Source organism: Roseibium sp. (assembly GCF_048261595.1).
Lineage (GTDB): Bacteria > Pseudomonadota > Alphaproteobacteria > Rhizobiales > Stappiaceae > Roseibium.
Genome location: NZ_JBLXFW010000005.1, coordinates 40,620 through 63,837 on the forward strand (window position 1 = coordinate 40,620; position 23,218 = coordinate 63,837).

The 23,218-nt window shown below is 59.4% G+C and carries 30 protein-coding genes, 1 tRNA gene and 1 pseudogene; 24 read left to right on the plus strand and 8 right to left on the minus strand.

Annotated features, from left to right (window positions below):
• The first annotated feature begins 7 nt into the window (after positions 1-7).
• From ACN0SY_RS15940 to mgtE, 5 genes are all read left to right on the plus strand, one after another.
• A complete protein-coding gene (locus ACN0SY_RS15940; protein ID WP_417688830.1) occupies positions 8-274 on the plus strand; it encodes a FliM/FliN family flagellar motor switch protein in 267 nt (88 codons plus the stop codon).
• A 191-nt stretch (positions 275-465) separates the two neighbouring features.
• Positions 466-552: transfer RNA gene (locus tag ACN0SY_RS15945), tRNA-Leu, on the plus strand.
• A gap of 855 nt (positions 553-1,407) precedes the next feature.
• Positions 1,408-3,144, plus strand: coding sequence for a tetratricopeptide repeat protein (locus tag ACN0SY_RS15950; protein WP_417688832.1), 1,737 nt, complete (start codon positions 1,408-1,410; stop codon positions 3,142-3,144).
• On the plus strand, positions 3,137-3,544 hold the full coding sequence (locus tag ACN0SY_RS15955; protein ID WP_417688834.1) for a hypothetical protein: 408 nt from the start codon (positions 3,137-3,139) through the stop codon (positions 3,542-3,544). The genes ACN0SY_RS15950 and ACN0SY_RS15955 overlap by 8 nt, the downstream gene beginning before the upstream one ends.
• 173 nt (positions 3,545-3,717) lie before the next feature.
• Positions 3,718-5,133, plus strand: coding sequence for a magnesium transporter (mgtE, locus tag ACN0SY_RS15960; RefSeq protein ID WP_417688836.1), 1,416 nt, complete (start codon positions 3,718-3,720; stop codon positions 5,131-5,133).
• A gap of 6 nt (positions 5,134-5,139) precedes the next feature.
• On the opposite strand, the gene ACN0SY_RS15965 is transcribed toward mgtE, so the two are convergent.
• Positions 5,140-5,829 (minus strand): MarR family winged helix-turn-helix transcriptional regulator, encoded by a 690-nt coding sequence (locus ACN0SY_RS15965; RefSeq protein ID WP_417688838.1) that lies wholly within the window; start codon positions 5,827-5,829, stop codon positions 5,140-5,142.
• Between the two features lie 201 nt (positions 5,830-6,030).
• On the opposite strand from ACN0SY_RS15965, the gene ACN0SY_RS15970 reads away from it, so the two are divergent.
• The 13 genes from ACN0SY_RS15970 (at position 6,031) to ACN0SY_RS16030 (ending at position 14,224) form a co-directional block, all read left to right on the plus strand.
• A complete protein-coding gene (locus ACN0SY_RS15970; RefSeq protein ID WP_417688840.1) occupies positions 6,031-6,456 on the plus strand; it encodes an organic hydroperoxide resistance protein in 426 nt (141 codons plus the stop codon).
• A gap of 104 nt (positions 6,457-6,560) precedes the next feature.
• Positions 6,561-6,854 (plus strand): YciI family protein, encoded by a 294-nt coding sequence (locus ACN0SY_RS15975; protein WP_417688842.1) that lies wholly within the window; start codon positions 6,561-6,563, stop codon positions 6,852-6,854.
• Positions 6,855-6,939: 85 nt separating this feature from the next.
• Positions 6,940-7,365, plus strand: coding sequence for a VOC family protein (locus ACN0SY_RS15980; RefSeq protein ID WP_417688844.1), 426 nt, complete (start codon positions 6,940-6,942; stop codon positions 7,363-7,365).
• 154 nt (positions 7,366-7,519) lie between these two features.
• Complete coding sequence (locus tag ACN0SY_RS15985; protein WP_417688846.1) at positions 7,520-8,230, plus strand: GH25 family lysozyme; 711 nt, start codon at positions 7,520-7,522, stop codon at positions 8,228-8,230.
• 85 nt (positions 8,231-8,315) lie between these two features.
• A complete protein-coding gene (locus ACN0SY_RS15990; RefSeq protein ID WP_417688848.1) occupies positions 8,316-8,744 on the plus strand; it encodes a MerR family transcriptional regulator in 429 nt (142 codons plus the stop codon).
• Positions 8,744-9,187 carry a PaaI family thioesterase gene (locus tag ACN0SY_RS15995; RefSeq protein WP_417688850.1) on the plus strand — a complete coding sequence of 148 codons (444 nt, stop codon included), beginning with the start codon at positions 8,744-8,746 and terminating at the stop codon, positions 9,185-9,187. Before ACN0SY_RS15990 ends, ACN0SY_RS15995 begins: the two co-directional genes overlap by 1 nt.
• Positions 9,187-9,648 carry a GNAT family N-acetyltransferase gene (locus ACN0SY_RS16000; RefSeq protein WP_417688852.1) on the plus strand — a complete coding sequence of 154 codons (462 nt, stop codon included), beginning with the start codon at positions 9,187-9,189 and terminating at the stop codon, positions 9,646-9,648. The genes ACN0SY_RS15995 and ACN0SY_RS16000 overlap by 1 nt, the downstream gene beginning before the upstream one ends.
• On the plus strand, positions 9,645-10,817 hold the full coding sequence (locus ACN0SY_RS16005) for an isovaleryl-CoA dehydrogenase (protein WP_417688854.1): 1,173 nt from the start codon (positions 9,645-9,647) through the stop codon (positions 10,815-10,817). Before ACN0SY_RS16000 ends, ACN0SY_RS16005 begins: the two co-directional genes overlap by 4 nt.
• 116 nt (positions 10,818-10,933) lie before the next feature.
• Positions 10,934-11,635 carry an SDR family oxidoreductase gene (locus ACN0SY_RS16010; protein WP_417688856.1) on the plus strand — a complete coding sequence of 234 codons (702 nt, stop codon included), beginning with the start codon at positions 10,934-10,936 and terminating at the stop codon, positions 11,633-11,635.
• A gap of 36 nt (positions 11,636-11,671) precedes the next feature.
• On the plus strand, positions 11,672-12,025 hold the full coding sequence (locus tag ACN0SY_RS16015; RefSeq protein WP_417688858.1) for a hypothetical protein: 354 nt from the start codon (positions 11,672-11,674) through the stop codon (positions 12,023-12,025).
• Positions 12,026-12,091: 66 nt separating this feature from the next.
• Complete coding sequence (locus ACN0SY_RS16020; RefSeq protein WP_417688860.1) at positions 12,092-12,499, plus strand: ACT domain-containing protein; 408 nt, start codon at positions 12,092-12,094, stop codon at positions 12,497-12,499.
• A 123-nt stretch (positions 12,500-12,622) separates the two neighbouring features.
• On the plus strand, positions 12,623-13,459 hold the full coding sequence (locus ACN0SY_RS16025; protein ID WP_417688862.1) for an adenylate/guanylate cyclase domain-containing protein: 837 nt from the start codon (positions 12,623-12,625) through the stop codon (positions 13,457-13,459).
• 150 nt (positions 13,460-13,609) lie between these two features.
• Positions 13,610-14,224 (plus strand): ATP-dependent Clp protease proteolytic subunit, encoded by a 615-nt coding sequence (locus tag ACN0SY_RS16030; RefSeq protein WP_417688864.1) that lies wholly within the window; start codon positions 13,610-13,612, stop codon positions 14,222-14,224.
• Between the two features lie 74 nt (positions 14,225-14,298).
• Here ACN0SY_RS16030 and ACN0SY_RS16035 read toward each other — a convergent pair whose 3' ends face one another.
• Positions 14,299-14,694 (minus strand): Clp protease ClpP, encoded by a 396-nt coding sequence (locus tag ACN0SY_RS16035; RefSeq protein ID WP_417688866.1) that lies wholly within the window; start codon positions 14,692-14,694, stop codon positions 14,299-14,301.
• A gap of 154 nt (positions 14,695-14,848) precedes the next feature.
• Between ACN0SY_RS16035 and ACN0SY_RS16040 the strand changes: the two genes are divergently transcribed.
• Positions 14,849-15,652 (plus strand): YdcF family protein, encoded by an 804-nt coding sequence (locus ACN0SY_RS16040; protein ID WP_417688868.1) that lies wholly within the window; start codon positions 14,849-14,851, stop codon positions 15,650-15,652.
• Here ACN0SY_RS16040 and ACN0SY_RS16045 read toward each other — a convergent pair.
• From ACN0SY_RS16045 to ACN0SY_RS16055, 3 genes are read right to left on the minus strand one after another with little or no spacing between them, the layout of a single operon-like run.
• The gene (locus ACN0SY_RS16045; protein WP_417688870.1) at positions 15,649-16,635 is read right to left on the minus strand and encodes a diguanylate cyclase; all 987 of its coding nucleotides are present in this window, start codon (positions 16,633-16,635) and stop codon (positions 15,649-15,651) included. The genes ACN0SY_RS16040 and ACN0SY_RS16045 overlap by 4 nt on opposite strands.
• The gene (locus tag ACN0SY_RS16050) at positions 16,636-17,184 is read right to left on the minus strand and encodes a methanogen output domain 1-containing protein (protein ID WP_417688872.1); all 549 of its coding nucleotides are present in this window, start codon (positions 17,182-17,184) and stop codon (positions 16,636-16,638) included.
• Between the two features lie 60 nt (positions 17,185-17,244).
• A complete protein-coding gene (locus ACN0SY_RS16055) occupies positions 17,245-17,457 on the minus strand; it encodes a hypothetical protein (protein WP_417688874.1) in 213 nt (70 codons plus the stop codon).
• A 511-nt stretch (positions 17,458-17,968) separates the two neighbouring features.
• On the opposite strand from ACN0SY_RS16055, the pseudogene ACN0SY_RS16060 reads away from it, so the two are divergent.
• Positions 17,969-18,532: pseudogene (locus ACN0SY_RS16060) on the plus strand (adenylate/guanylate cyclase domain-containing protein); the annotation flags it as partial.
• 47 nt (positions 18,533-18,579) lie between these two features.
• On the opposite strand, the gene ACN0SY_RS16065 reads toward ACN0SY_RS16060, so the two are convergent.
• Positions 18,580-19,347, minus strand: a complete 768-nt coding sequence (locus ACN0SY_RS16065) for a DUF599 domain-containing protein (protein ID WP_417688876.1) — start codon at positions 19,345-19,347, stop codon at positions 18,580-18,582.
• Positions 19,348-19,624: 277 nt separating this feature from the next.
• On the opposite strand from ACN0SY_RS16065, the gene ACN0SY_RS16070 reads away from it, so the two are divergent.
• Complete coding sequence (locus tag ACN0SY_RS16070) at positions 19,625-19,747, plus strand: hypothetical protein (protein WP_417688877.1); 123 nt, start codon at positions 19,625-19,627, stop codon at positions 19,745-19,747.
• Between the two features lie 95 nt (positions 19,748-19,842).
• On the opposite strand, the gene ACN0SY_RS16075 is transcribed toward ACN0SY_RS16070, so the two are convergent.
• Positions 19,843-20,421, minus strand: coding sequence for a hypothetical protein (locus ACN0SY_RS16075; RefSeq protein ID WP_417688879.1), 579 nt, complete (start codon positions 20,419-20,421; stop codon positions 19,843-19,845).
• Positions 20,422-20,624: 203 nt separating this feature from the next.
• Here ACN0SY_RS16075 and ACN0SY_RS16080 point away from each other — a divergent pair, with 203 nt between their 5' ends.
• Complete coding sequence (locus ACN0SY_RS16080; protein ID WP_417688881.1) at positions 20,625-21,059, plus strand: DUF1489 family protein; 435 nt, start codon at positions 20,625-20,627, stop codon at positions 21,057-21,059.
• A 4-nt stretch (positions 21,060-21,063) separates the two neighbouring features.
• Here the strand turns inward: ACN0SY_RS16080 and ACN0SY_RS16085 are convergent, their stop codons facing one another.
• A complete protein-coding gene (locus tag ACN0SY_RS16085) occupies positions 21,064-21,660 on the minus strand; it encodes a TetR/AcrR family transcriptional regulator (protein WP_417688883.1) in 597 nt (198 codons plus the stop codon).
• A gap of 75 nt (positions 21,661-21,735) precedes the next feature.
• On the opposite strand from ACN0SY_RS16085, the gene ACN0SY_RS16090 reads away from it, so the two are divergent.
• Together ACN0SY_RS16090 and ACN0SY_RS16095 are read left to right on the plus strand one after the other, a co-directional pair.
• Positions 21,736-22,368 carry a DUF2306 domain-containing protein gene (locus tag ACN0SY_RS16090; RefSeq protein ID WP_417688885.1) on the plus strand — a complete coding sequence of 211 codons (633 nt, stop codon included), beginning with the start codon at positions 21,736-21,738 and terminating at the stop codon, positions 22,366-22,368.
• 84 nt (positions 22,369-22,452) lie between these two features.
• Entirely contained in the window at positions 22,453-23,217 is a 765-nt protein-coding gene (locus ACN0SY_RS16095; protein ID WP_417688887.1) for a VWA domain-containing protein, read from the plus strand.
• The last annotated feature ends 1 nt before the right edge of the window (position 23,218 follow it).

The following is a 23,218-nucleotide window of genomic DNA, read 5'->3' on the forward strand; positions in this document are numbered from 1 at the left end:
CGTTTCGATGGCCACCTTTGACGAGATCAATGTCGACATTTCGGTTGTCCTCGGAGCTTCGGAGATGCCGGTTCACCAGCTTCTGCGCATGGGACGTGGAGCGGTGATCGATCTGGACGTTGCCGAGGATGACGATGTGATGATCTACGCAAACAACACGCTTGTCGCAAAGGGCCAGGTGGTGCTGTTGGGTGAACGCATCGGTATCTCGATTACGGAGGTGCTGATGCGTGGACCGGAGGTGCGTCCGATGCGGACCGACGGACCTCTTTAGTCCAAGGGTTTGAAGCGCAATTCAAATTGTCCACACCCCAGGAAAATCAAGGATTTCACAAGGGTTTCTGTAGGCCGGCAGTGGTTTTCCACCAGGCCGCTCAAATAATCGAGAAAGGGCTCTTGCGCAGCCGAATCCGTTTTGCTACATGGGGCTCCTCGCAGCCGAGAGGCGGCGGGAAAACAGAATATGCGGTCGTGGCGGAATTGGTAGACGCGCAGCGTTGAGGTCGCTGTGGGGTAAAACCCGTGGAAGTTCGAGTCTTCTCGACCGCACCATCGATCACACTACCAAGTGATTGATATTTAAAGAGAACCGGCCTTTGGCCGGTTTTTTTGTTTTCTCAATCGCACTTTTGCCCCAATAATTACCCCAACTTTTACCCCACATGCGTGTGAGGCCAGGGTTTTGCGTAACGAGAACCGGTTTTTGAAACGCCACAAGTCGGGCGTTTGGTATTACCGGCGGCGGGTGCCTTTTTTGTTTCCGCTATCTGCGTTTCTTTTCAATACAGAATTGTCTTGAGTTAAGTGGGCGCTTCCACGGGGCGCACACACTCGCGCAGTTTCGAAAATCAAGGCTTTTGGGATGGCCTCGGTAGTCTTCGGCTATAGTTGGGACGTTGTCGAGTAGAGCTGCTGTCTGTGCGGCAAGGACCAGGGGAGCCTGGCGTAATCTCCAGGCTCCCCGGGCGTTCCTCGATGGGGCAGTGCGGTTTTATTTCAACTCGTTCTAGCCTGATGCCGTTGCATTGCGCTTGCGGCTTTGTCACAGGTCAGAGCGGTCGGTCCCGCATTCTAGCTTGTCGAGACACGACCAAGCTGGCTATCGGATCATTTCCAGCCGACCGCTTCGTCTTGCGCGATGCTTGTCGGTCATGATCTGCCGGGTTGTTTCAGCTTGGCAGCGTCTTTATCGTGAACTTTAGCAAGGGATCCGAGTGAAGGTAACGAGTCACACGGTCACGCAACGGGAGCACACTGCTGGGTCATGCCAAAAGCGCCGGAATTCTGGCGAAATTTCCTGTTCAATCCAAAGCTGCTGTAACATGATGTAACGTGTGTAACAGGTGGGGGTGAGAGGGAATCAGTATTGCTATCAACTGTCTCGGCGACCGGAGGACCTAAAGCCAGATGACGCGGGGTAATCCTGTATCAGGTGCGGAGATCCGCGATGCGCTCAAGCGTGTTCTTGAAAGTGAGGAGTTCCGTTCCTCGCCAAGGATCAAGGATGTCTTGCGCTATATAGTCGAGAAGTTTCTCGACGGCCGCCCCGGCGACATCAATGAAACAATTATTGCCTATGAAGTTTTCAACCGCCGGGGGGATGACCCGGACAGCTCGGGATCCGTTGTCCGGGTCACGATGGCGCGGCTGCGGCGCAAGCTGAGCTACTATTACCAGTCAGCCGGGACCGATGATCCCATTCGGATCGAGATCACTCCCGGTTCCTACGCGCCGGTGTTCGTCCGTGTCGGACAAGACCAGACGGATGCCGGTGGCGAAGCCGAGTTACCCGGGACCCCCATGCCCGGGCCGGCGAATAACGGTCCTGTTCGGCGTTATCGCTATTTGATCGCAGTTCTGGTGCTGCTCGTTGTTGCAAGCGGGTTCTGGATTGCTGAGTCCTTCCTGCATGAAAAGCACAGGCGGCAATACGCCGCCGAACCTGAGCCCATGCCCTTCGTCGCCGTGATCGGGGTGGATCACGAGCAGAACGTTGGTGCGTTTGGTCGAAGGTTTCAGATGACCCTGACGTCCGATCTCGCGAAACTCTCGGCATTGCGGGTGATGGCATCCGGGCCGGGAGGGAGCGAGCAGCTGCTGCGGATGCCCCTGTCGGAAATGGCAAGCCGCTTTGGTTTGAGTCACTTTGTCACGGGCGTTCACGTGTTGGATGAGGGAGGCTTCGAGCTCGATGTCCAGCTGCAGGAAACGACCACAAGCGAAATCGTCTGGGCGGAGCGCTACACCGGGCAAATGGATGATCTCGACGGGCTTCTGGAGAAAGTCGTGGACGAGATCGCCTCCGCACTCTCCGTTGTCGTGGAGCCGGATGAAATCAAGCGCATTGCTCTTGGCCATTCGGACAACCGGACCGCTGTCACCTTGTTTTCCAATGCAATGCGTTCCCTCTATCCACCTGACCAGGTCGGGCGCACACGCGCAGCGATCGACATGCTCCTGGAGGTGACAAGACTCGATCCTGAGTTCGCCGGCGGCTACGCGGGACTTTCGCTCGCCCATGCGCAACTGGTTCTCTATCGACATTCCGACGACCCGGATACGGATTTGAAAAAAGCGGTCGACTACGCCCGAAGTGCGGTCGAGGTCGATGCCAACTACGGATTTGGGCATTCCGCCCTCGGATACGCCTACGCGGTGGGAGGGGATCGACAGAAAGCAGTGGTCGAATCCTACCGTGCGGTGACCCTGGAGCCCAGTGATCCGATCACGCAGATGCGGTTTGCGGCCGTTTTGTGCTTGGCGGGGCGGCACCAGGAAGCCCTTCGGGCGATCAACGAGACGCTTCGGCTTGACCCGCTCAAGCCCCGTACGCCCTATCGAAACCTGCGAGGTGTGATCCTTTACAATCTCGGGCGCTATCAGGAGGCGGCAAAATCGTTTGATGAGAACGTTGCCTTGGACGGGCCCCGGGCGACCTGGATTCAGCTGATCCATGCCATGAGCCACATTCAAATTGGGGACGAGAGAGAGGCCCTGAATTTACTCAATCAAGTCGTAGGGAAATTCGGCAATGCGACACCGGATTATTGGCTCGATATCTGGCTGACTGCGCCCGGTAGCGCGGAAGACGCGAAGCGGAAGCTTTCAGCAATCGGATGGAATGACGTGAGTGGTGATGGGTGAGACGCTGGCGGCGGGGCATTCCGATAAGGCGGCGGACCGCCTGATGTTTCGATCGGGGTGGGTGCCTAAAAGCCTGAAAGGCATACTTGCCGGGGCTGCGCTTCTGGCCGGTTTGGCCCCGTCCATGGCGCCGGCAGCAACGCTCTCCTTCGAGCAGCTCAGGGCCATGGAGACGCCGCCATCCTCCTTTGGCCTAAAGACGTGCCAGCAGCTTTGGTATCTCGAGCAGAAAGTTCTGGCCGCGGGCCGGATTTGTCTTGGCAGCGAGCGGGGGCGGCGTGCCTTTTCGGCGAGCCTGCCGTGCATCTCCGACGATGAGAAGATTCTCGAAGAGGAGGTGCGCCTTTATCTGGATGAGGTGCGCATGGCCCGGCGGGAAAAGCGCTGTCCCGCAGGCTGAGTGGGAGAGGGTGAGATGCGGTTCACATCGTCTTCAGACGATTGAATTTCCAAACGTTGTGGAGCATTTGCGCTTTCCATGTAGCGTTTTAGCGCCCCGGACGTTAAGCCTCAAAGGGAGTGAAGGATCGAGCCGATCCGTTGGAGTGGCACTCTGGAGGCGAAAGGCGCAGGATGAGCGATACCGCACAGCTTGATGACCAGATCACTCCGGATTCCACCATCCCGGTCCGTGATGAAGAGGGGCACCTCAATCCGGCTTTCATCGCAGCGGTCGAAGAAGCGATCGAGGCGAGCGATTCCTTTCGCGTGCGTCAACTCGCGGGCTCTCTGCATGAGGCGGATTCCGGCGACCTGATCGAAAGCCTCAGCGAGGCAGAACGGCCGGCCTATGTCCGGCTCTTGGGTGACGACTTCGATTTCACGGCGCTGACGGAAACGGACGACGCAATCCGTCTGAAGCTGCTCGAAGAACTCACCAACGAGGATATCGCCGAGGGCCTTGGCGATCTCGATTCCGATGACGCTGTCTATATTCTCGAGGATCTGGATGCCGAAGACAGGGCAGAGATCCTTGGCGAGCTGCCTTATGCAGAGCGTGTTCAGCTTCAGAAGTCTCTCGACTATCCGGAAGAGAGTGCCGGCCGGCGCATGCAGACGGAATTTATCGCCGTCGCACCGTTCTGGACCATTGGCCAGACCATCGACTACATGCGTGAAGCCCGCGATCTGCCGGACAGTTTCTACGAAATCTATGTCGTCGATCCCTCGTTTCACCTGCTCGGTGCGGTCGCTCTCGACAAGGTCCTGAGGACCAAGCGGGACGAGAAGGTCACCTCGATCATGACGGAAACCCGTCATGCGGTTCTGGCAACGGAAGACCAGGAAGAGGTCGCACGCCGGTTCGAGCGCTACAACCTCGTCTCCTCGGCCGTCGTTGACGAGAACGACCGGCTGGTCGGCATCATTACCGTCGATGACATCGTCGACGTGATCCAGGAAGAAGCTGAAGAGGATCTGCGCGCCCTTGCAGGGGTGGGCGATGAAGAGATTTCCGACAGCGTGGTCACGATTGCCCGCTCGCGTCTGACCTGGCTTGTGGTGAACCTCGGCACCGCCGTTCTTGCCTCGGTTGTCATTGCGCTTTTCGAGGACACGATCGAGGCGATGGTCGCGCTTGCGGTGCTAATGCCGATCGTGGCGTCCATGGGCGGTAATGCGGGTACCCAGACCATGACCGTCGCCGTGCGAGGTATCGCAACCCAGGAGCTGGGTGCCCGGAACATGTTCCGCGTTTTGAGGCGTGAGGTGCTGGTCGGCTTCGTGAACGGAATTGCGCTGGCGATCCTGATCGGCCTGACGGCCTGGGCCTGGTTTCAAAGTCCCGGGCTTGGTTTCGTCATTGGTGGCGCGATCGTCATCAACATGCTCTTTGCAGGCCTGTCGGGTCTCTTGATCCCGATTGCGCTGGACAAGCTGGATATCGATCCGGCGATTGCTTCGAGCGTCTTCGTGACAACGGTCACGGACGTGGTGGGCTTCTTCGCCTTCCTGGGAATTGCCGCGCTCTGGTTCGGCCTGCCGTTCTGATTTTTCTTAAATCTGCTCTTCGTCGCCCGTTGCCGACTGCAAAAGGTTGTCGCGCAGCCTGCTGATCTTGCCTTGAAGCTCGACAACCTCATCGAGGGGCATTCCGGTTGCCGCGAGGATGCATGAGGCGAGTGTCGCTGTCTTCTTCTTCAAGGCGCGGCCCTGGCGGGTCAGGGCGATGCGCACCTGGCGCTCGTCCTTCTTGTCACGCGTGCGTGTCAGCAGACCCAGAACTTCCAGCCGCTTCAGGAGAGGCGTCATGGTGTTGCTTTCAAGATGCAGGCGCTCGCCCAGCTCGCCGACAAGTATCCTGTCCTTCTGCCACAGAACGCTCATTGCCAGGTACTGCGGGTATGTAAGTCCCAGCTCGGTCAGGAACGGCTTATAGACCCGGTTCATGGCATGGGTCGCGGAATAGAGCGAGAAGCAGAGAAACTGTTCCAATACCAGGTCACCACGTTCGGCGATTTCCGGGTCGACTGGTTCGGCGTCCCCATTCGAAGTTCTTTTCGCCGGTGATCCGGCCTTCGTTGCCTTCGCAGCTGATGCCTTCTGCTTCTTTGTGTCTGTCTTCCTGGCGGGTGCCTCCGCTGCCCCGGTATCCTCAGCCACTGGTGCCGTCTTTTTCGGCTCGACTTGCTTGTCGAGCTTCTGTTTCGCGATCGGTTCCAGATCGAAGAGGCTGGTCTGCGTCATGACAGGGGCGGGCTTTCCGTTGTGGCGTTGTTTTTCCGCAAACTAGTTCGCGCGCGAATTAATCTCAAGGGCTTGCAATCAAATCGCGCGCGATATAAATATCCTCTGCAAAATAAATCGTGCGCGATTTAAATTTATTTCATCGAGAACAGCGGATTGACGCTGTCTTTCGTGTCTTCGGCATGTGGAATGGAGAACTCTATGGGTGTGAATGTTGTGTATTCGACCAGGGCAAGGGCTACCGGTGGAAGAGATGGAACGGCGCAAACTCTGGATGGAGCGTTCAAGGTAAGTCTGGCAACGCCAAGGGAACTGGGCGGTGCAGGCGGGGAGGGGAACAACCCCGAACAGCTTTTTGCGGCAGGCTACGCGGCCTGCTTCATCGGTGCGTTGAAGTTCGTTGCGGCCCAGGACAAGAAGACCCTGCCGGCCGACACATCCATCACCTCCGAGGTCGGGATCGGTCCGCGTTCGGAGAGCGGGTTTGGCCTTGAGGTGTCGCTCGAGATTTCCATCCCGGGGCTGGACAAGGCAGAGGCCGAAGCACTTGTTTCAAGGGCTCACGAGGTGTGTCCATATTCCAACGCGACGCGGAACAACATCGACGTCCAGCTAAGCGTCGCCTAACCGGCATCCGAGCGCGACGGGTCGTGCCTCCGCTTAGGCATTGGCCGGGTGGGGGTGCGACCCTGCGACCTCCGAGGGACTATTTCGATTGACGGGAGAGGGACATGGACACTCGACTTTTCATCATCGACCTGCAGTACAAGGTGCCGTTGAGCCTGATCGAACTGCATGCGCCGGCACATATGGCCTTTCTCGAAGAGCACTATGCGGCCGGACGCTTTCTGGCATCCGGGCCAAAGGTCCCTCGTGACGGCGGTGTCATCCTCGCGCGGTCCGTCGAACGCGCCGAGTTGGAAAATCTGATCGTGGACGACCCGTTCCATCAGCATGATCTGGCAGACTACAGGATCACAGAGTTCGTGGCGCGCCGGACCGGTCCGGGCCTCGATCTTTCCTGAAACACCGGGGTGTGCCGCCAAGGGGTTGCAAGGCCGGAACGAGCGAATAAGCTCGGGCGGCCCCGCAACTGATTGCAAGTCTCTGATGTCTCCACCACACATCGATGGAATTCTGGAAACCGCCGTCTATGTCGATGACATGGAGGCAGCACATGGCTTTTACGGCGGTATTCTCGGTTTGAAGGCCATGGTCTCGGGCGAGCGGCTGACCGCATACGATGCGGGGCCTGCGCAGACGCTGCTCGTGTTTCGGCGCGGTCTGACTTCCGAGGACAGTGTTGCCGAGGGTGGCGTTGTTCCCGGGCATCACAGCGATGGACCGGCGCATTTCGCGTTTCACATCAAGGCGGAGCAAGTCGGTGCCTGGCGGTCGCACCTGGCCCAGAATGGTGTCACCATCACGAGTGAGGTCACCTGGCCGGCGGGTGGGAAGAGCCTCTACTTCAACGACCCTGCCGGGAACGTTCTGGAGCTTGCATGTGCGCCACTGTGGCCGAATTTCCACGAATAGCTGCCAACGACTGATCTGCGCGCATTCTCGAGGTTTGCCATTCAAGGCAGTTCAATGGGTTGCATGTCTTTGCCGTAACGGTATGTGTTGAGACCGCTGGCCGTTCTGGCCTGAGTCGGAATTTCAGACCATTCATTTCGGGAACCGGGGGCACATGTATTTCTTGCAGCTTGTCTTGAAGATCGCGTTTTATGTAACCATCGGAACTGTTCTCTCGATTGCCGGAGTTGCGATCTTTTTCATGAGCTGGGAGCCGGATCGTTCGATTTATCCTGTCCGTGGGATTGATGTCTCTCATCACCAGGGGCCCATCAATTGGGCGAATGTTGCTACAGATGACGTTGCCTTCGTCTACATGAAGGCAAGCGAGGGCGGCGATTTTCAGGATCGGTCGTTCTCAGCCAACTGGAGCGGTGCAGGCGAGGCCGGTCTTGCCCGCGGTGCCTATCACTTCTTCTCCCTTTGCAGGCCCGGCGAGCTGCAGGCCGACAATTTCCTGGGCGTCCTGCCGCGCGGCGAAGCCATGTTGCCACCTGTTCTCGACATCGAATTCGAGGGCAACTGCGCCTCGCGCCCTGCGATTTCCGACGTGCACAAGGAAGTTTCGGCCTTCGTCGCGAAGGTCGAAACGGCAACCGGGCACCGGGTGATGCTTTATGCGCCCGGCGATGCCTACGAGACCTATCTTGCCAACCAGGGGCTGACCCGGCCATTGTGGGTGCGGTCCATGTGGCGGTCGCCGGACTATGCTGGCGACTGGACCGTCTGGCAGTTTCATCAGCGAGGCAGTGTTGCCGGGATCACCGGCGATGTGGACCTCAACGTGCTGGCGGCGGGCATGACACTGGATCAGTTGATGCGGTAACTTTCAAAACATTGCATTTATTGATTAAATTCGATCTTGTTGACTTTAACGTAAAAAGAATGAAGGGTTCTCCCCAGGGGGAACCATGCAACGACTCTACACCATCACCCAGCTCACGCAGGAATTCGGCATAACCACCCGGACCCTTCGATTCTACGAGGCGCAGGGTCTGCTTTCGCCGCAACGCCGGGGCAGGCAAAGGCTCTACACGCCGACGGACCGGACGCGCCTGAAACTGATCCTGCGTGGCAAGCGGCTCGGGTTTTCGCTCGCCGAGATCAGCGAGATCATCGAGATGTACGGCAAGGCTCCCGGCGAACCAGGGCAGCTGCGACTGCTGATGCAGAAGATCGCCGACCGGCGCGCCGAATTGCTGGAGAAGCGGCGTGATCTGGAGGCGTCCCTCAAGGATCTGGATGACGTTGAGGCCGGGTGCCGGTCCCGAATGGCCGAACTCGGGATGGATCCGGACGAATTCTTCGCGAATGCCTTTCCCGTTGCGGAGGACGCGTGATGTTGCTGACGCCGAAAGACCCAGACTGGGAGGCGCGGGTGCGGTCGAGTTTTGCCCGCCAGCCATTCATGGCAACACTCGGCGCGCGCATGACACATCTCGCGCCCGGTGCCGTTGATCTGGAGATAGAACTGCGGGACGACCTGACCCAGCAGCATGGCTATTTTCACGCCGGAGCCACTTCATCGATCGCCGATTCCGCAGCTGGCTATGCTGCCCTGTCCCTGTTCCCCGCCGGTTCGGGCGTGTTGACCAGCGAATACAAGATCAATCTTCTCAACCCGGCGAAGGCTCCAACTCTGGTCGCCAGAGGCCGGGTCATCAAGCCGGGAAGGACGCTGACCATTGCCCGGGGCGATGTCTACGGCCTTGAGGAAAACGGACAGGTGCATGTCGCGACCGGCCTCTTCACTCTCATGTGCCTGGAAGGGCTGAACGACTGATGACGAGCGAAATCGAGATCCGCCCGCTGCGCCGCGACGACCGTGCCCAATGGGAAGCGCTATGGCAGGGCTATCTGACCTTCTACGAGCAGACGCTTGCGCAGGAGATCACAGATACATTGTTCGAACGGCTGTTGGGCGAGGGGTATCACGACGCCCTGGTTGCCGAGAGGGAAGGCAAGCTGGTCGGCTTTGTTCATTATCTCGCCCATGCGAGCACCTGGGCGATCGCGCCGACCTGCTACCTGGAAGACCTTTACGTTGATGCGTCCATTCGAGGCGGCGGTATCGGCGGCAAGCTGATCGAAGGTGTCTACGCCGCGGCCGAGGCCAAAGGCTGCACCAACGTCTATTGGCACACGCACCACGACAATCACACGGCCCGCAGGCTCTATGACCATGTGGGCACGTTGAGCAAATTCGTGCGCTACGACAAGCGCCGCTGGGAGGAACCAAGATGATCCGGAACGACTTTCCGTCCTTCAACTTCAACCTGGGCGAGACCGCCGACATGCTGCGTGACAGCGTGCGGTCCTATTCTCAGGACCGCATCGCGCCACTGGCCGACAAGATCGACCGGGAAGACTGGTTCCCCCGCGAGTTGTGGCCCGAAATGGGCGACCTCGGCCTCCACGGCATCACCGTTGAAGAGGAATGGGGCGGCTCGGGTCTCGGCTATCTCGAGCACTGCATCGCCATGGAAGAAGTCAGCAGGGCCTCGGCCTCCATCGGCCTGTCCTACGGCGCGCACTCCAATCTGTGCGTGAACCAGTTGCGCCGCTGGGGCAGTGACGAGCAGAAGAAGCGCTATCTCGGCAAGCTGGTCAGCGGCGAACATGTGGGCGCCCTGGCCATGTCCGAGCCGGGTGCCGGATCCGATGTCGTCTCGATGAAGCTGCGCGCGGAAAAGAAGGGCGACACATACGTCCTCAACGGCTCGAAGATGTGGATCACCAACGGACCTTGCGCCGACACGATGATCATCTACGCCAAGACCGATCCGGAAGCGGGCCCGAAGGGCATCACGGCTTTCCTGGTCGAGAAGGACTTCAAGGGCTTCTCCGTTGCCCAGAAGCTCGACAAGCTCGGCATGCGCGGGTCGGAGACCGGCGAACTGGTATTCCAGGATTGCGAGGTGCCGGAAGAAAACGTCCTCGGCGAGGTCGGCAAGGGCGTCAACGTTCTGATGTCCGGTCTCGACTACGAGCGTGCCGTTCTGTCGGCAGGCTGTATCGGCATCATGCAGGCCGCCATGGATATCGTGATCCCCTATGTTCACGAGCGCGAGCAGTTCGGCCAGCCGATCGGTACCTTCCAGCTGGTGCAGGGCAAGGTCGCGGACATGTATGTCTCGATGAATGCCACCAAGGCCTACGTTTATGCCGTGGCCCAGGCCTGCGACCGCGGCGAAACCACGCGCGAGGATGCAGCTGGAGCGATCCTCTATGCCGCGGAGAATGCCACCAAGGTGGCTCTGGACGCGATCCAGCTTCTCGGAGGTAACGGTTACATCAACGAGTACCCGACGGGCCGTCTCCTGCGCGATGCCAAGCTCTACGAAATCGGGGCTGGCACGTCCGAGATCCGGCGCATGCTGATCGGGCGCGAGCTGTTCAACAAGACCAAGTAACCGGTTCTTGCTCAACTTGCGGGGGCGGGCGTTGCCAGATCGGCAGCGCCCGCCCTTTTGCATGATCCTGATGGCCTCCTGCTGCGTAGCTTGATGAAACGACAGTCGGAGGCATCATGGACACGGCAACGGCCATCGTGATCGGAGCGAATGGCGGCATCGGGTCCGCGCTCGTTCGGGCACTCGAGGCGAGCGCGGCCTATGGACGGGTTCTGGGCCTCAGCCGGTCGAGCGAGCCGCCACTGGATCTTCTGGATGAGGCAACGATCGAACAGGCTGCGCGCTGGACGGGCGAACAGGCGGGCATCCATGGTCCCATTCGTCTCGTCTTTGATGCCACCGGCGGCCTGACGCTGGAGGGCAGGGGCCCGGAAAAGTCCTGGCGCGAGATCGATCCGGAGGCCCTTGCGCGCTCCTACGCCATCAACGCCGTCGGCCCGGCTCTGGTGATGAAGCATTTTCTGCCGCTGCTGCCCAAGGAGGGCAGGAGCGTGTTTGCGACCCTGTCGGCCAGGGTCGGGTCGATCGGCGACAATCATCTCGGCGGCTGGTACGGATACAGGGCGGCCAAGGCTGCGCTCAATCAGATGGTGCGCACCGCCTCGGTCGAGCTTGGCCGCAAAAGGCCCGACGCGATTTGCGTCGCGCTTCATCCGGGAACGGTCGCAACGCCATTGACCGAGGGGTTTGCCAAGAACGGTCTCGACGTCCAGTCCCCGGACGAGGCCGCCTCGCGTCTTGCGAATGTCGTCCAGTCCCTGACGGCGAAGGACACAGGCCGCTTCTTCGATCATATGGGCCAGCCGATCCCCTGGTAAGCTGGCAAGTCGAGCCGAGCGTGCTAGGCTCGGGAGATGTTCACCAGGTTCGCACTTTTCCTCAGCGGTAGCCTCGCCTTTCTCGTTCTTCCCGACAGCGCAAGGGCAGAGAGCGGTTCGTGTTATGGGGCCGAGGAGCCGCGCGACAGCTATGTCTCCGCTATGCTGGATGACCTCATGAGGCAGGGCCGGGCCTTGAAGTTGCCCGATGGGCGCATCTACGCGGCGTTCGAGAACCTTCCCGGAGCGAGCATCTGCAACCTTGTCGGCGTCGATCTCACCGGTCTCGACCTTTCCGGGCTGTTCATAGATAAAGATCAGCTCGAAGGAGCACGCCTTTGCGGGACGATCCTCCCAAGCGGGATTCCGTCCTCGTCCGGATGCGACTAGACAGGGGCTCAGCTCCCGATGCTGCAGACGGGGTGTCACGCAGCCTGCACCAGAGAGGAACTGCCGATGGCCGGCGAAGCGGATCTTCAAAAACTGATCGCTGGAATGCGGCCTGAACTGGATCCGGAAGTCTACGTTTTCTGCACGTTTGCCGATACCACGCTCGACGAGTTGGCGAGGCATCGCCCGCTGGCGATGATATCGGAAGCTGAGGGCATCACGGCCATCGTGTCTCGGGAGACCGCCCGGCAGCTCGGTGTGGCCGAAGCCGACGCTTTCCGCAGGATTACGCTGACCGTTCATTCCGCGCTGGAGGCCGTCGGTCTGACGGCTGCCGTTTCGGCGGCGCTCGCTTCGGCCGGTATCCCGGCCAATGTCGTCGCAGCCTATTTTCACGATCATGTCTTTGTGCCCGATACGCTTGCTGACAAGGCCATGGCTGCGCTGAAAAGACTAACCGAAACAGTAAGTTAATTGCCAGGCTCTGACATGTATTGTGGTTTTTGCGTCGAGCCGGATGCAGTTTGCGACACATCCGGCGTTGAAATTTGCGCCGCACCATCCCATTCCTAGAAAGAGACGAAGTGGGGTAACGGAATGGAACGGGCAAGACGCCGATTGGCGGCCGTCATGTGTGCTGACGTGGCGCACTACTCCCAGCTCATGGAGCGGGACGAGGACGGGACACTGGACCGGCTGAAAGCCTATCGTGCCATCATGAGCGGGCTGACGGAGCGCCACCAGGGCCGTATCGTCAATACCTGGGGCGATGCCGTCATCATCGAGTTTTCCAGCGTCATCGAAGCGGTCCAGTGTGCGGTCGATATCCAGCAGGAATTGTCCGTTCGCAACGCAGATCTCAATCCTGACGAGCGGATGGACTTCCGCATCGGGATCAATCTCGGCGACATCATGGTCGAGGGCGACGACATCTATGGGGATGGCGTCAACATCGCAGCCCGGCTTCAGGAATTGGCGCCGACAGGCGGCATCATGCTCAGCCAGTCGGTCCATGACCAGGTCCGTTCCAAGCTCGCTCTCGGCTTCGACAGTGCTGGGCTCCAGACAATCAAGAATGTCAGCGAGCCGGTCGAGGCATACCGCGTGCGGCTGGACGGCCGGAATGCACCGGAAGACCAGGTGTCGGCGGAAATTCCGCGCCGTGCCCGCAGCCACCATGGCCTTGAGGCGGACACTCATGCGGTTGCCAGCGGTTTCGAGCAGGCACGCGCCTGGCTGCGCCGTCAGCCGAGACGTATCAGGGCCTGCGTGCTTTTCATCTTCGGCTTTTTCCTGCTCAATCTTGTCACCAGCGGCCTGTCGACGCTTTGGTTCATCTGGCCTTCGTTGCCGTTTGCGATTGCGCTCGTCTGGCATCTGGTCGTCGGCTCGAACCGCACTATGGTTTCCGATCATCCGAGCGGCCCGGAATGATATGAAGAACGGGATTTCGTTGCCGAACTGATAACTCTTTTTCGCGTACAACATGCCATGGAATTTGCGACAAGCGTCCGCTTCGCATACACATGGGTGAGAACCTGCCGGCGTTGAGCCGGCGCATAGTCAATGGAGCCAATCCTGCGCATGAAAAACTATTCAACAACGGTGCCCGCCCGCCTCGACGACGAGGAAGACGAGAAAGCCAAGAGCCAGCCGTCGATCCAGGTCGACAAGCATCTGTTCGAGGCGCGCACCGTTCTGATTACCGGTCCTGTAACACAGGACATGGCCCGGGACGTCTGCGCGCGCCTGCTGGCACTTGCTCAGGTTTCCAACGATCCGATCACCGTGATCGTGTCTTCGCCGGGCGGCCACGTCGAGTCGGGCGACATGATCCACGACACGATCAAGTTCATTTCCCCGGAAGTCCGTATCCTGGGCATGGGCTGGGTCGCGAGCGCCGGCGCGCTGATCTACGTCTCGGTGCCGAAGGAAATGCGCTTTTGCACCCCGAACACCCGCTTCCTGCTGCATCAACCGTCCGGTGGCGCAGGCGGCATGGCGACCGACATCGAGATCCAGGCCAAGGAGATCATCAAGATGCGTGATCGCCTGAACAAGATCTTCGCCGATGCGACCGGCCAGCCGATCGAGCGGATCGAGAAGGACACGGACCGCGATTACTGGATGGGCCCGGCCGAGGGCATCGAGTATGGCCTGGTCGGCAAGGTCGTGACCAACGTGTCCGAGTTGGGCTGACGCTTCTCTAGGCTTCAAAATAAAAACGCCGGCGATTTCGCCGGCGTTTTTATTTGTGTGCCAGAGCTGGCGTCCTATGCGACGGCGTTTCCGTCTGCCGAACTCATGAACCTGTCCGGGTTCCTGTCGACGACGTGCGGGCGGATATGCTCCAGCATCAACCTTAGGTCCGCCTCGATGCGCACCGGGCGCTCCGTCCCGATCATCGATGTGGCCACATGGTCGACGAAATCGTCGAAGGCCTCATTGGTCGGACAAAGGGGAGAAAGCATCTTCGAGACCGGCAGTCCGTCATAGACCGGGGAACCGCCCGCCAAAAAGATGAGGAACTCAAGGAGATCTGCCCGGATCTCACTGTCCATGGACGTTGCTGCCGGCGCAAGGCTCGGGTCTGCGTTGAGGCGGCCGAAGAGGTCATCAAGAGCCCTCGTCATCGCCGGACGTCCACCAAGCTTCATGTAAATTGTCATTTTGTTGCCCCACATTGAACATGTCATTCGACAGGGTCACACTGGCGCAAGCCGGGCGCGGAGCCTGTGACGTGGGTCACGCTCCTGACGGTTTGGGCCCTAATGCAGGTTTTGCTTGACCTCTTGATGGCGTTGGCATTTCAAGTAATTGGATATGAACGTGTTTTTCATTCTATCGAAGGTCGCTTTCTTCTTCCTGCAGCCGTCCAATGCCCTGGTCTTCGGAGCTGCTGTCGGCTGTCTGCTGCTCTTTACAAGGTGGCGGGGCGCCGGGCGCTGGATGGTCCTGTCGTGCGTCGGGTTGATCGCATTGGCGGGGCTTGGTCCAGCGGCCAACTGGCTGATCCTGCCGCTGGAGGAGCGGTTTCAGCGGCCTGCGGAAATTGCCGATATCGATGGCATCATCGTTCTGGGGGGCGCACTCGACACGATTGTCATGGGCGCACGGGGCGAGCCGGCACTCACGACTGCCGCAGAACGCCTGGCAGTGGTTCCGGGACTGGCCAGGCGCTTGCCCGGGGTGCCGATTGTCCATACCGGCGGTCATGGTCTTCTCGTGCCGGGACAAACAACGGAAGCGGATGGAGCCGCGGCCCTTTTCCGGGACTTTGCCATCGAGCCTGGACGCATCACTCTGGAAGCGAAGTCACGCAATACCGTCGAGAATGCCGTCTACACCCGTCAACTTCTTGAACCACAGCCTGGGCAGCGCTGGCTTCTCATAACCTCTGCCTACCACATGCCGCGTGCAGTCGGCGTCTTCAGGCAGGCCGGTTGGGACGGTATCGTCGCCTATCCCGTCGATTGGCGCACTCGTGGCTGGAGCGATGCCGGGCTAGGCTTCTCGGGAGTGTCGCAAGGCCTCAGACGCTTTGACATTGCGGCCCGTGAGTGGATGGGTCTCTTGGCCTACTGGATGACCGGCAAGACCTCGTCGCTTTTCCCGGCGCGATCTTAGCGCCCCGGCGGCCGGCACGGCCTTTCATTTGTCTCATCGACAGCTGGACGCGAGGAAGGTCGATCCGAGACGTACCGTCCGCGCCCATTTTCCTTTGCGATGTAAAGATTGGCGTCGGCCCTGTTGATCAGGTCGCTGAGATCCTCATTCTGGCGCAATTGGCTCACGCCTGCGCTCACGGAGTAGGTAAGATCGAAGTCTTCCAGACTCATGCTTGTCGACTTCACCGTTTGGATCAGGCGGTCGATGACAATGCTGCTTTCCAGGAGATTGGTCTCCGGCATGACCACCGCGAATTCCTCGCCACCGATCCGTGCGACATAGTCTTCCTGACGTACGCTGTCCTGGCAAAGTGCTGCAAAGTGCTGAAGGACCTTGTCTCCGACTTGATGGCCATGGCGATCGTTGATGGACTTGAAGTGATCAAGGTCGAGAACGGCCATGGACATGCGGCGGCCATGGCGCCTTGCCCTTTTAAATTCACGTGACATGAGCTGTTCGAAACCGCGCCGGTTCAGAACCTGGGTCAGCGGATCGCGAATGACCATGTCCTGAAGGAAGCTCTTCTGGCTGTGATGATGCCGGGCGCGGTCTGTCATGTCGGAGAGTTCGTCATTCAGGACCGCGAATTTTGCCGCAAGTTGCAGGCGTTGATCGAAGCGTAAAAGGACGAGTTTGCCATGCCTGTCGCCGGGAAGGTCGAGCCGTGTTCCGTAAACAATGGCATCGCCAGCCGAGGGACGAATGATGCGGGTGGGAACCGGCTGGACCGTCGACAGGCAATGTCCAAGAAATTCCAACAGCTTGCCTGATGCGTCTGCGTCGAGCGCGAGGGAGTCGTGTATTGCTGTGCCGGGCGCAAGCCGGAGCATTTCTTCCGCAGCCGGGTTCAGGAGTTTCACCACGGCGCGGCGGTCGACCACGGCAATCGGATCTGGCATCAGGGCGATGATGTGGCGGACTATTCGCTCCGTCTGTGGCATCTAGCTCGATACCCTGAAGAACTCTTTGCTGACGTTGTCCGGCCGTTCGGGCGGATTGAAATAGACGATGACCTTGCACCCCTTGTCTCCGCGAGCGATCGCTTCCTCGATGTCCACACGGGCATAGCCGGTATTGTCGGCGACGATCCTGCCGAACACGTTGGCCGTCATCATGCAAAGAGATGGCCGGTCGATAACGTTGCTCCCGAATGGACAGCGACTGTTGCTCAGAACGATCTTCTCTTCATCTTCGTATTCAACCTGAAACTGTCCGCTGATCCTGCGTTTCAGGTCGACGAGAACCTGCGAGATTTGCTCCCTCGACAGCTCGGCGACCTCGAGGGCGTTTCGATAGCTCTGGTTGATCGAGACGCCTATCCGGGCTCCCACCAGAGAAATGAACCCTTCGGTCTCACGCTGGCCGACAACGTCCTGCAACGCTCCGGTCAACTCCCGGATGATGTCGTTGAAAAACGGCGTTGCCGACAACTCAAGCTCGGCTTTGCCTATCTCGGTTCGCGAATGTGGCATGTCCTTCGGCTCGGTCATCGCTGAAGTCCTCCTCGCAGGCATGCTACAGAAAATTGCGTAAAAGACCGTTACACGCAATCATTGGTATTTTGGCGGATGGTTCTGCACGTCTGTGAGCGTTTTGAGACCCTTGCGGGAGTTGAATTTCAGGACGCAGAGCGTTGGGATCCGGCCAAAGACGCCGTCAAGGGAAGGAAGTTCGGCCGTAATGATTGCCGCCTCTTTTCTAACGCGGCGGAAATACCCATATTGGAAGTATTCGCGAATTCGAGGAACCTGATCCATGGTCATGGAAGCGCCGCTGGTCGCAGCGGACATCGTTCAATGGCTCTATGCCGATGCCGTCAGCCGTGATGACAGCCTTGAGCTTATCGAGGAACTGGCGAAACGCCTGACCTCAGGGGGCGTGCCCGCTGACCGGATCACCACGGCCATCATGCTTCTTCACCCGAATGTGCGCGCTGAAGCTGCCGTCTGGGAAAGTTCCGGCACGCGCGAGCTCCGGCGCTATATGGCCAGCGACGAGGCTGACGGGCGCTACGAAAACAGCCCGCTGAAGATCGTCTACACGGAAGGCCGGGCTGTGCGTTGCAAGATCGGCCCAAAGGTGGAACCCGGCGAGTTCGGTGTTATCGATGACCTGCGCCAGGACGGCTACACCGATTACATCGCGTTGCCGATGCACTTTTCAGATGGCTCGATCAAGGCGCTGACATTCGCCACCAAGGCCCCGGATGGTTTTTCAGATGGCCACATCGGCGTTCTTGAATCGATCATCCAGCCTCTGGCACTGGTTTGCGAGATGTACACCTTGCGCCGGACCGCGGCGACGCTGCTTGACACCTATGTCGGTCCGCGCGCCGGTGGCCGGGTGCTGAACGGCACGATCAAGCGGGGCGAGGGCGAGTGGATCTCTGCTGTCGTCAGCTTTGCCGACCTGCGCGGTTTCACCAAGCTGTCAAACGAACTTCCGGCAGACAAGCTGGTGGTTTTCCTGAACAAGTACTTCGGCGCAATGACCGGTGCCGTCGAGGCTCATGGCGGCGAGGTATTGAAGTTCATCGGCGATGAAGTGATGGCGATCTTTCCGTACGAGACGGAGGACGATGCCGCAGACGCCGCACGCCGGGCGCTGATGGCAGCGCGGGAAACGACCCAGAAGATCAAGGAAATCAACGCGGTCAACATCTGTACGCAGACACCTGACATGAGCGTCGGTATCGCGTTGCATGCCGGAGACGTATTCTTCGGCAATGTCGGTAGTGACACGCGTCTGGATTTCACGGTGATCGGACCGGTCGTCAACCTTGCGGCACGTATCGCGGAATTGGCCAAGGACCTCAACGTTGAAGTTCTGGTCTCCGACGCGATTGCCGACATCATGGGCTGCCGCGCCGGTCTTTATGGCCAGTATCAGGTGAAGGGGTTCGACGAACCTGTCTCGGTGTACTCGCCTTCGCTGGCGGCAGGCGATGCATCCAAGTGGTGCCCGGAGACGGCAGCCAGGACGGCCAGCCGTGAGCGCGAGGCGAACTGACGCCTTAGCAGTACCAGAAGCACTGCAAGCGTCGTCGCGGCAAAGGCGATCGGTCCGGCGAACCAGGCCAGAAAGGCGATCGCGAAGAAGAAGGCGCGCTGTCCGCGATTGAAGTGACGTCCGGCAAGGACGTTCAGTTCCGCTGCCTTGTCGGCGATTTCAAGGATGACCCTGTCTTCCGCGCGGCCGATTTCCGGGACGCTGCCCATGATGATCGAGGCGTAGTTGAACAGCCTGTAGGCCCAACCGAACTTGAAGAAGGCATAGGCCAGGATCAACATCAGGCCAAGCACCTTGACCTCCCACAGGGCGCGTGTCTGCTCGACAGGTATCGACAGATCGCCGGCCAGCTGGAGGATCGTGTCGGTGGAGTCGAGCAGGGCAAAGCCGCCACCGATGGCAATCAACGCGGTGGAGGCGAAAAACGCCGTACCTTGCTGCAGTCCGGAGATGATGGCGGTGTCCATGATGCGCACCGGGCGGGTGGTCATGGTTCGCATCCACGCGCGCCGGTAAACCTCCATGGTAGCCGACAGGGTCTTCTTCTTCAGCGGACTGACGTCGATCAGGAAGTTGAAGCCGAACCACGCGAAAAGAAACCAGCCGACCGAAATGTAGTCATGAAGCGAGAGGGATTTCAGCAAGGGACCGGATCCTGACAGTTGCGGGAGAAATTAACCGTATCTCCCTCGACGAACGTGCTTTTCCAAGTGTTTAACCGATCCTTTTTGTAAGGGCCAGCGCTACCTAATTCGTTGGAAAACAAGGGGAGTTGTACTCCTCTGCGATTTATGCAGGGCTGGTGCATATTTTTTGCACTTGCGAAACGGTTAGTGATCCCTTAACTCCTCGCCGCAATGAGGCCACATTCTCCCTCCCGGGAGTGGTCGAACACATCAAAGGGTTTTCATGGACGAAAACGTGCAAAAGTCCTGCTGGGGTGTCACCGTCTGGACGGTGGTCGCTCTTGGAGGCGCGCTGGCGATGCTGGTTCTCTTCAACGATGTTGAAAGCGCACAACAGGCTGTTGTAGCTGCAAAGTGAGACCAGACCCGGTTTGGAACGACGGGCGCGGGAAACCGCGCCCTTTTTGTTTGTTCAAACCGATGCCGATACCCGGCAGTCGGCAGTGGGATAGCTCAGCGCCGATGCTCCGGTGAATTGTATGAGAATACGTCGTCAGCCCTGTGCCGAGGCCCAGTGAGACGATGGAACTCCATCTGGCGCACGATGGTTCTGCCTTCCGGCTTGCTGATCAGGAAGCCGCCATATGACTTCTGGCTGTAGTTGAACAGAACCATGGTCACATTGCCCATGTCCGGCCAGTCGATCTCGGCGGCCCACGCGTGTACCTGTTCAAGGCTTTCCTTGCCCGATACGTCGAGAATGTCTTCCTGATGCAGCAGGTTGGTTTCATCTGCATCCCAGCGGAAGGACGCAAGTCCGTTCTCCAATGCGAACAGTTCTATGCGGCTGCCGTTGATTTCAAGCGTCATTCCGGACTTGTCGTCAGAGATTGCCAGATCGACGGTTCCCATTGCATCGTCGACCGCCATCGGGCGCCGTTGGCCGTTTTCCTCGACGAAGCCGCCAGTGTTGACGATCTTGAAATCGCCGAGCGCGAGCGTCTCCTTCGAGTGCTCGCCGTGAGCAGCGGCCGTGCTCGACGATACAACATAGACAATCAGGCAGATAAGGGCGGTTCGAAGTCTGGACATTGGCGGCTCGCGGCGATCAAGTCGGTTGCGCCGACGATAGGCCGAAATGTTGAATAATTGCTTTGTGCACGGGCGGAAATTCGAGCCTAATCCGGCAGGCAGGGTGCACAGGGAATCCGAAACCAGGTTCAACCTGTGCAAAAACGCGCTCCTTCGCGATTACGGGCGTTGACGATCCGGGGCATCTTGCTAGGTCAGAAGGCATGACCTTGCATCTCGTAAAGCTCTGCGTCGGCGCGGACAGCGTCGAAAGTCTCCAAGCCTGGGTGGACTTTCGGGTCGAACAACAGCGTGCCGCCGGGCTGCCGGAAGAACAGATCCATACCACGCGGATGGTGCCGACACGGCGGGAAGAGCTTCTCGACGGCGGCTCGCTTTACTGGGTGATCAAGGGCCGCATCCAGGTCCGTCAGCATCTTCTGGACATCCGTCCCTTTACGGATCAGGCCGGAGTGAAACGTTGTGACCTCGTGCTGGAGCCAAGGCTCATCTTGACCCAATACCAGCCTAAGCGCCCGTTTCAGGGGTGGCGTTACCTGAAGGCGGAAGAGGCTCCGGCGGACATACGGGGAGCTGGCGGTGGCGGCTCCATGCCGGAGAGCATGCGCCGCGACCTTTCCGAGCTTTGCCTGATCTGACGGGCTATTTCACGTTCTTGAAGTCAAGATGTGCCAGAAGCGCAGGGAAGGGCGGAAGCGCCTCTCCAAGCCGTGTCGGGCGTTTCTTGTTGACCGTGGCCAGGTGAGAATAGCCGTGGATCAGGGACCAGACCAGAAGCTCGATCTCCTCCGGGTCGGATCCGGAAGGCACCAGCGGCGAACAGGTTTCGCGCAAGATCGCGTAGGCCCGGCCGGATGCCTCACCAAAGTCGTCGTTGTCGCCCGAGAACTCCTGCCCTGAGAACATGAACAGGAACAGCTCCCGGTGGCTCCTGGCAAAATCCAGGTAGCCCTCGCAGATCGCCTGCAGCTGCGCGGAAGGGGTGGCGTCGGCAGTCTTGCGCCGGTTGTCCATGGCGTCGGCAAAAAGCTTGAAGCCTTGTGCAGCAATGGCCGTGTTCAGGCCCGCCAAGTTCCTGAAGTGATAACCGGGGGCTGCATGGGACACACCGGCGCGTGCCGCGCACTCGCGCAGGCTCAGCCCCTCCATGCCTTTTTCTTTCAGAATATCGATGCCGGCAGCCACCAGGTCGCTTCGAAGTGTGCCGTCTCTTTTGCGTGTCTGTTTCGTCTGAGTCATTGGGGAACTGTAGAAAATGACTTGACGCTGTCAAGTTTTCACTTATCTTGACAATGTCAAGTTAGGGAGATTGCCATGCAAACCGTCTCACGTTTCCATCAGGTCCTGGCGGTCTTGGCTGCCATTTCCTGTCTCGCGATAGCCTTGGTCTCGTATCGGTTCGTGCCTCTTGGGGTCGCCGAGGCAATGAACTTCATGGCCCATCACCTCGGGGGCAACGAGCTGCTACTCTACGGCCATATCGCGATCGCTCCGCTCACCCTTGCCCTGTTACCTGTCCAGTTCAGCGCTCGTCTGCGAAATGCCCGCCCACGGCTCCACCGCTGGCTCGGCCGCGTCTATGTCCTGCTGATCCTCGGTTCGGGTCTTGCTTCGTTTGACCTTGCTGCCAAGACGACCGCAGGGCCGCTCGCCGGAGCAGGATTTGCGCTCCTTGCCATCTTCTGGCTGGGAACGACGCTCATGGGTCTTCTTGAAGGGTATCGGCGTAATATTCCGGCTCACAGGCGCTGGATGATCCGCTCGGCGGCGCTGACTTTTGCCGCAGTCACCTTGCGGCTCTATCTCGGAAGTTCGATGGCGGCAGGTCTTTCTTTCTCGACTGCCTATCCGGCAATCGCTTGGCTGTGCTGGGTTCCCAATCTGATCATTGCCGAATTCTACCTGCGCAGACGCGGGCGCATCCGCCAGGTGAGCGCGCGGGCCTGACCGCCATTCGTCCGGCGTCAACTTGCCAAGCGCGGTTCCACAGCCCAAGTTGAAAGAGTTACGGAACCGAGCCGGGAGAATCAGATGCCAGGGCGTGTGCCCCGAGCCAGCGAGAAGAGCGCAGGGCTGAAACCGGATGGAGCGACCCCGCAGGGCGAGGTTGCAAGCGTGTCGAATGCAGGTGATGTGGCTGCCTTCCTGCGCAATGCCGCAGTGCTGAAGCCGGCCGCGGACAGCCAGTTGCCGATCGGCCGCCTGATCTTCGGGCTCGACGCCACGATGAGCCGGCAGCCGACCTGGGACGAGGCGTGCCAGATTCAGGCGGAGATGTTCCGTGAGGCCGACAAGATTTCAGGCCTCCAGATCAAGCTGGTCTATTTCCGCGGTTTCGGCGAATGCAAGGCCTCGCGCTGGTTTGCGAACGGCAAGGAACTCGCCTCGGCCATGTCGCGGATTGCCTGTCAGGGGGGGCGAACGCAGATCCGCAAGGTGCTTGCCGCCGCCCTCAATGATGCCCGTGACAAGAAGGTTTCAGCGGTTGTCTATGTTGGCGACTGCATGGAGGAAAACGTTGATGACCTGTGCGCCCGCGCCGGTGAGCTTGGCCTTCTGGGTGTACCGGTGTTCCTGTTTCAGGAAGGGGATGACCCGGTTGCGGCACAGGCATTCCGGGAGATCGCCCGGCTGACGCGTGGCGCCTATTGCCGGTTCGACACCGGTTCGGCGCGCCAGCTTGCCGACCTTCTGAAAGCCGTCGCAGTCTTTGCCTCGGGTGGCCGGGCTGCCCTGATGGCGCTGGAAAAGACCGGTGGAGCCGGAGCGCGGCTTTTGATCGAACAGATGAAATGAG

Coding starts and splice junctions, on each gene's coding strand:
- ACN0SY_RS16045 (WP_417688870.1), bottom strand. CDS start 16,635: ATGCCACAGACGGAGCGAATAGTCCGCCACATCATCGCCCTGATGCCA.
- ACN0SY_RS16010 (WP_417688856.1), top strand. CDS start 10,934: ATGGACACGGCAACGGCCATCGTGATCGGAGCGAATGGCGGCATCGGG.
- ACN0SY_RS15980 (WP_417688844.1), top strand. CDS start 6,940: ATGTCTCCACCACACATCGATGGAATTCTGGAAACCGCCGTCTATGTC.
- ACN0SY_RS15965 (WP_417688838.1), bottom strand. CDS start 5,829: ATGACGCAGACCAGCCTCTTCGATCTGGAACCGATCGCGAAACAGAAG.
- ACN0SY_RS15970 (WP_417688840.1), top strand. CDS start 6,031: ATGGGTGTGAATGTTGTGTATTCGACCAGGGCAAGGGCTACCGGTGGA.
- ACN0SY_RS15985 (WP_417688846.1), top strand. CDS start 7,520: ATGTATTTCTTGCAGCTTGTCTTGAAGATCGCGTTTTATGTAACCATC.
- ACN0SY_RS16020 (WP_417688860.1), top strand. CDS start 12,092: ATGGCCGGCGAAGCGGATCTTCAAAAACTGATCGCTGGAATGCGGCCT.
- ACN0SY_RS16085 (WP_417688883.1), bottom strand. CDS start 21,660: ATGACTCAGACGAAACAGACACGCAAAAGAGACGGCACACTTCGAAGC.
- ACN0SY_RS15955 (WP_417688834.1), top strand. CDS start 3,137: ATGGGTGAGACGCTGGCGGCGGGGCATTCCGATAAGGCGGCGGACCGC.
- mgtE (WP_417688836.1), top strand. CDS start 3,718: ATGAGCGATACCGCACAGCTTGATGACCAGATCACTCCGGATTCCACC.
- ACN0SY_RS16030 (WP_417688864.1), top strand. CDS start 13,610: ATGAAAAACTATTCAACAACGGTGCCCGCCCGCCTCGACGACGAGGAA.
- ACN0SY_RS15975 (WP_417688842.1), top strand. CDS start 6,561: ATGGACACTCGACTTTTCATCATCGACCTGCAGTACAAGGTGCCGTTG.
- ACN0SY_RS16025 (WP_417688862.1), top strand. CDS start 12,623: ATGGAACGGGCAAGACGCCGATTGGCGGCCGTCATGTGTGCTGACGTG.
- ACN0SY_RS16040 (WP_417688868.1), top strand. CDS start 14,849: ATGAACGTGTTTTTCATTCTATCGAAGGTCGCTTTCTTCTTCCTGCAG.
- ACN0SY_RS16035 (WP_417688866.1), bottom strand. CDS start 14,694: ATGACAATTTACATGAAGCTTGGTGGACGTCCGGCGATGACGAGGGCT.
- ACN0SY_RS16015 (WP_417688858.1), top strand. CDS start 11,672: ATGTTCACCAGGTTCGCACTTTTCCTCAGCGGTAGCCTCGCCTTTCTC.
- ACN0SY_RS16075 (WP_417688879.1), bottom strand. CDS start 20,421: ATGTCCAGACTTCGAACCGCCCTTATCTGCCTGATTGTCTATGTTGTA.
- ACN0SY_RS15995 (WP_417688850.1), top strand. CDS start 8,744: ATGTTGCTGACGCCGAAAGACCCAGACTGGGAGGCGCGGGTGCGGTCG.
- ACN0SY_RS16080 (WP_417688881.1), top strand. CDS start 20,625: ATGACCTTGCATCTCGTAAAGCTCTGCGTCGGCGCGGACAGCGTCGAA.
- ACN0SY_RS16095 (WP_417688887.1), top strand. CDS start 22,453: ATGCCAGGGCGTGTGCCCCGAGCCAGCGAGAAGAGCGCAGGGCTGAAA.
- ACN0SY_RS15940 (WP_417688830.1), top strand. CDS start 8: ATGGCCACCTTTGACGAGATCAATGTCGACATTTCGGTTGTCCTCGGA.
- ACN0SY_RS15990 (WP_417688848.1), top strand. CDS start 8,316: ATGCAACGACTCTACACCATCACCCAGCTCACGCAGGAATTCGGCATA.
- ACN0SY_RS16090 (WP_417688885.1), top strand. CDS start 21,736: ATGCAAACCGTCTCACGTTTCCATCAGGTCCTGGCGGTCTTGGCTGCC.
- ACN0SY_RS16000 (WP_417688852.1), top strand. CDS start 9,187: ATGACGAGCGAAATCGAGATCCGCCCGCTGCGCCGCGACGACCGTGCC.
- ACN0SY_RS16005 (WP_417688854.1), top strand. CDS start 9,645: ATGATCCGGAACGACTTTCCGTCCTTCAACTTCAACCTGGGCGAGACC.
- ACN0SY_RS16050 (WP_417688872.1), bottom strand. CDS start 17,184: ATGACCGAGCCGAAGGACATGCCACATTCGCGAACCGAGATAGGCAAA.
- ACN0SY_RS16055 (WP_417688874.1), bottom strand. CDS start 17,457: ATGACCATGGATCAGGTTCCTCGAATTCGCGAATACTTCCAATATGGG.
- ACN0SY_RS15950 (WP_417688832.1), top strand. CDS start 1,408: ATGACGCGGGGTAATCCTGTATCAGGTGCGGAGATCCGCGATGCGCTC.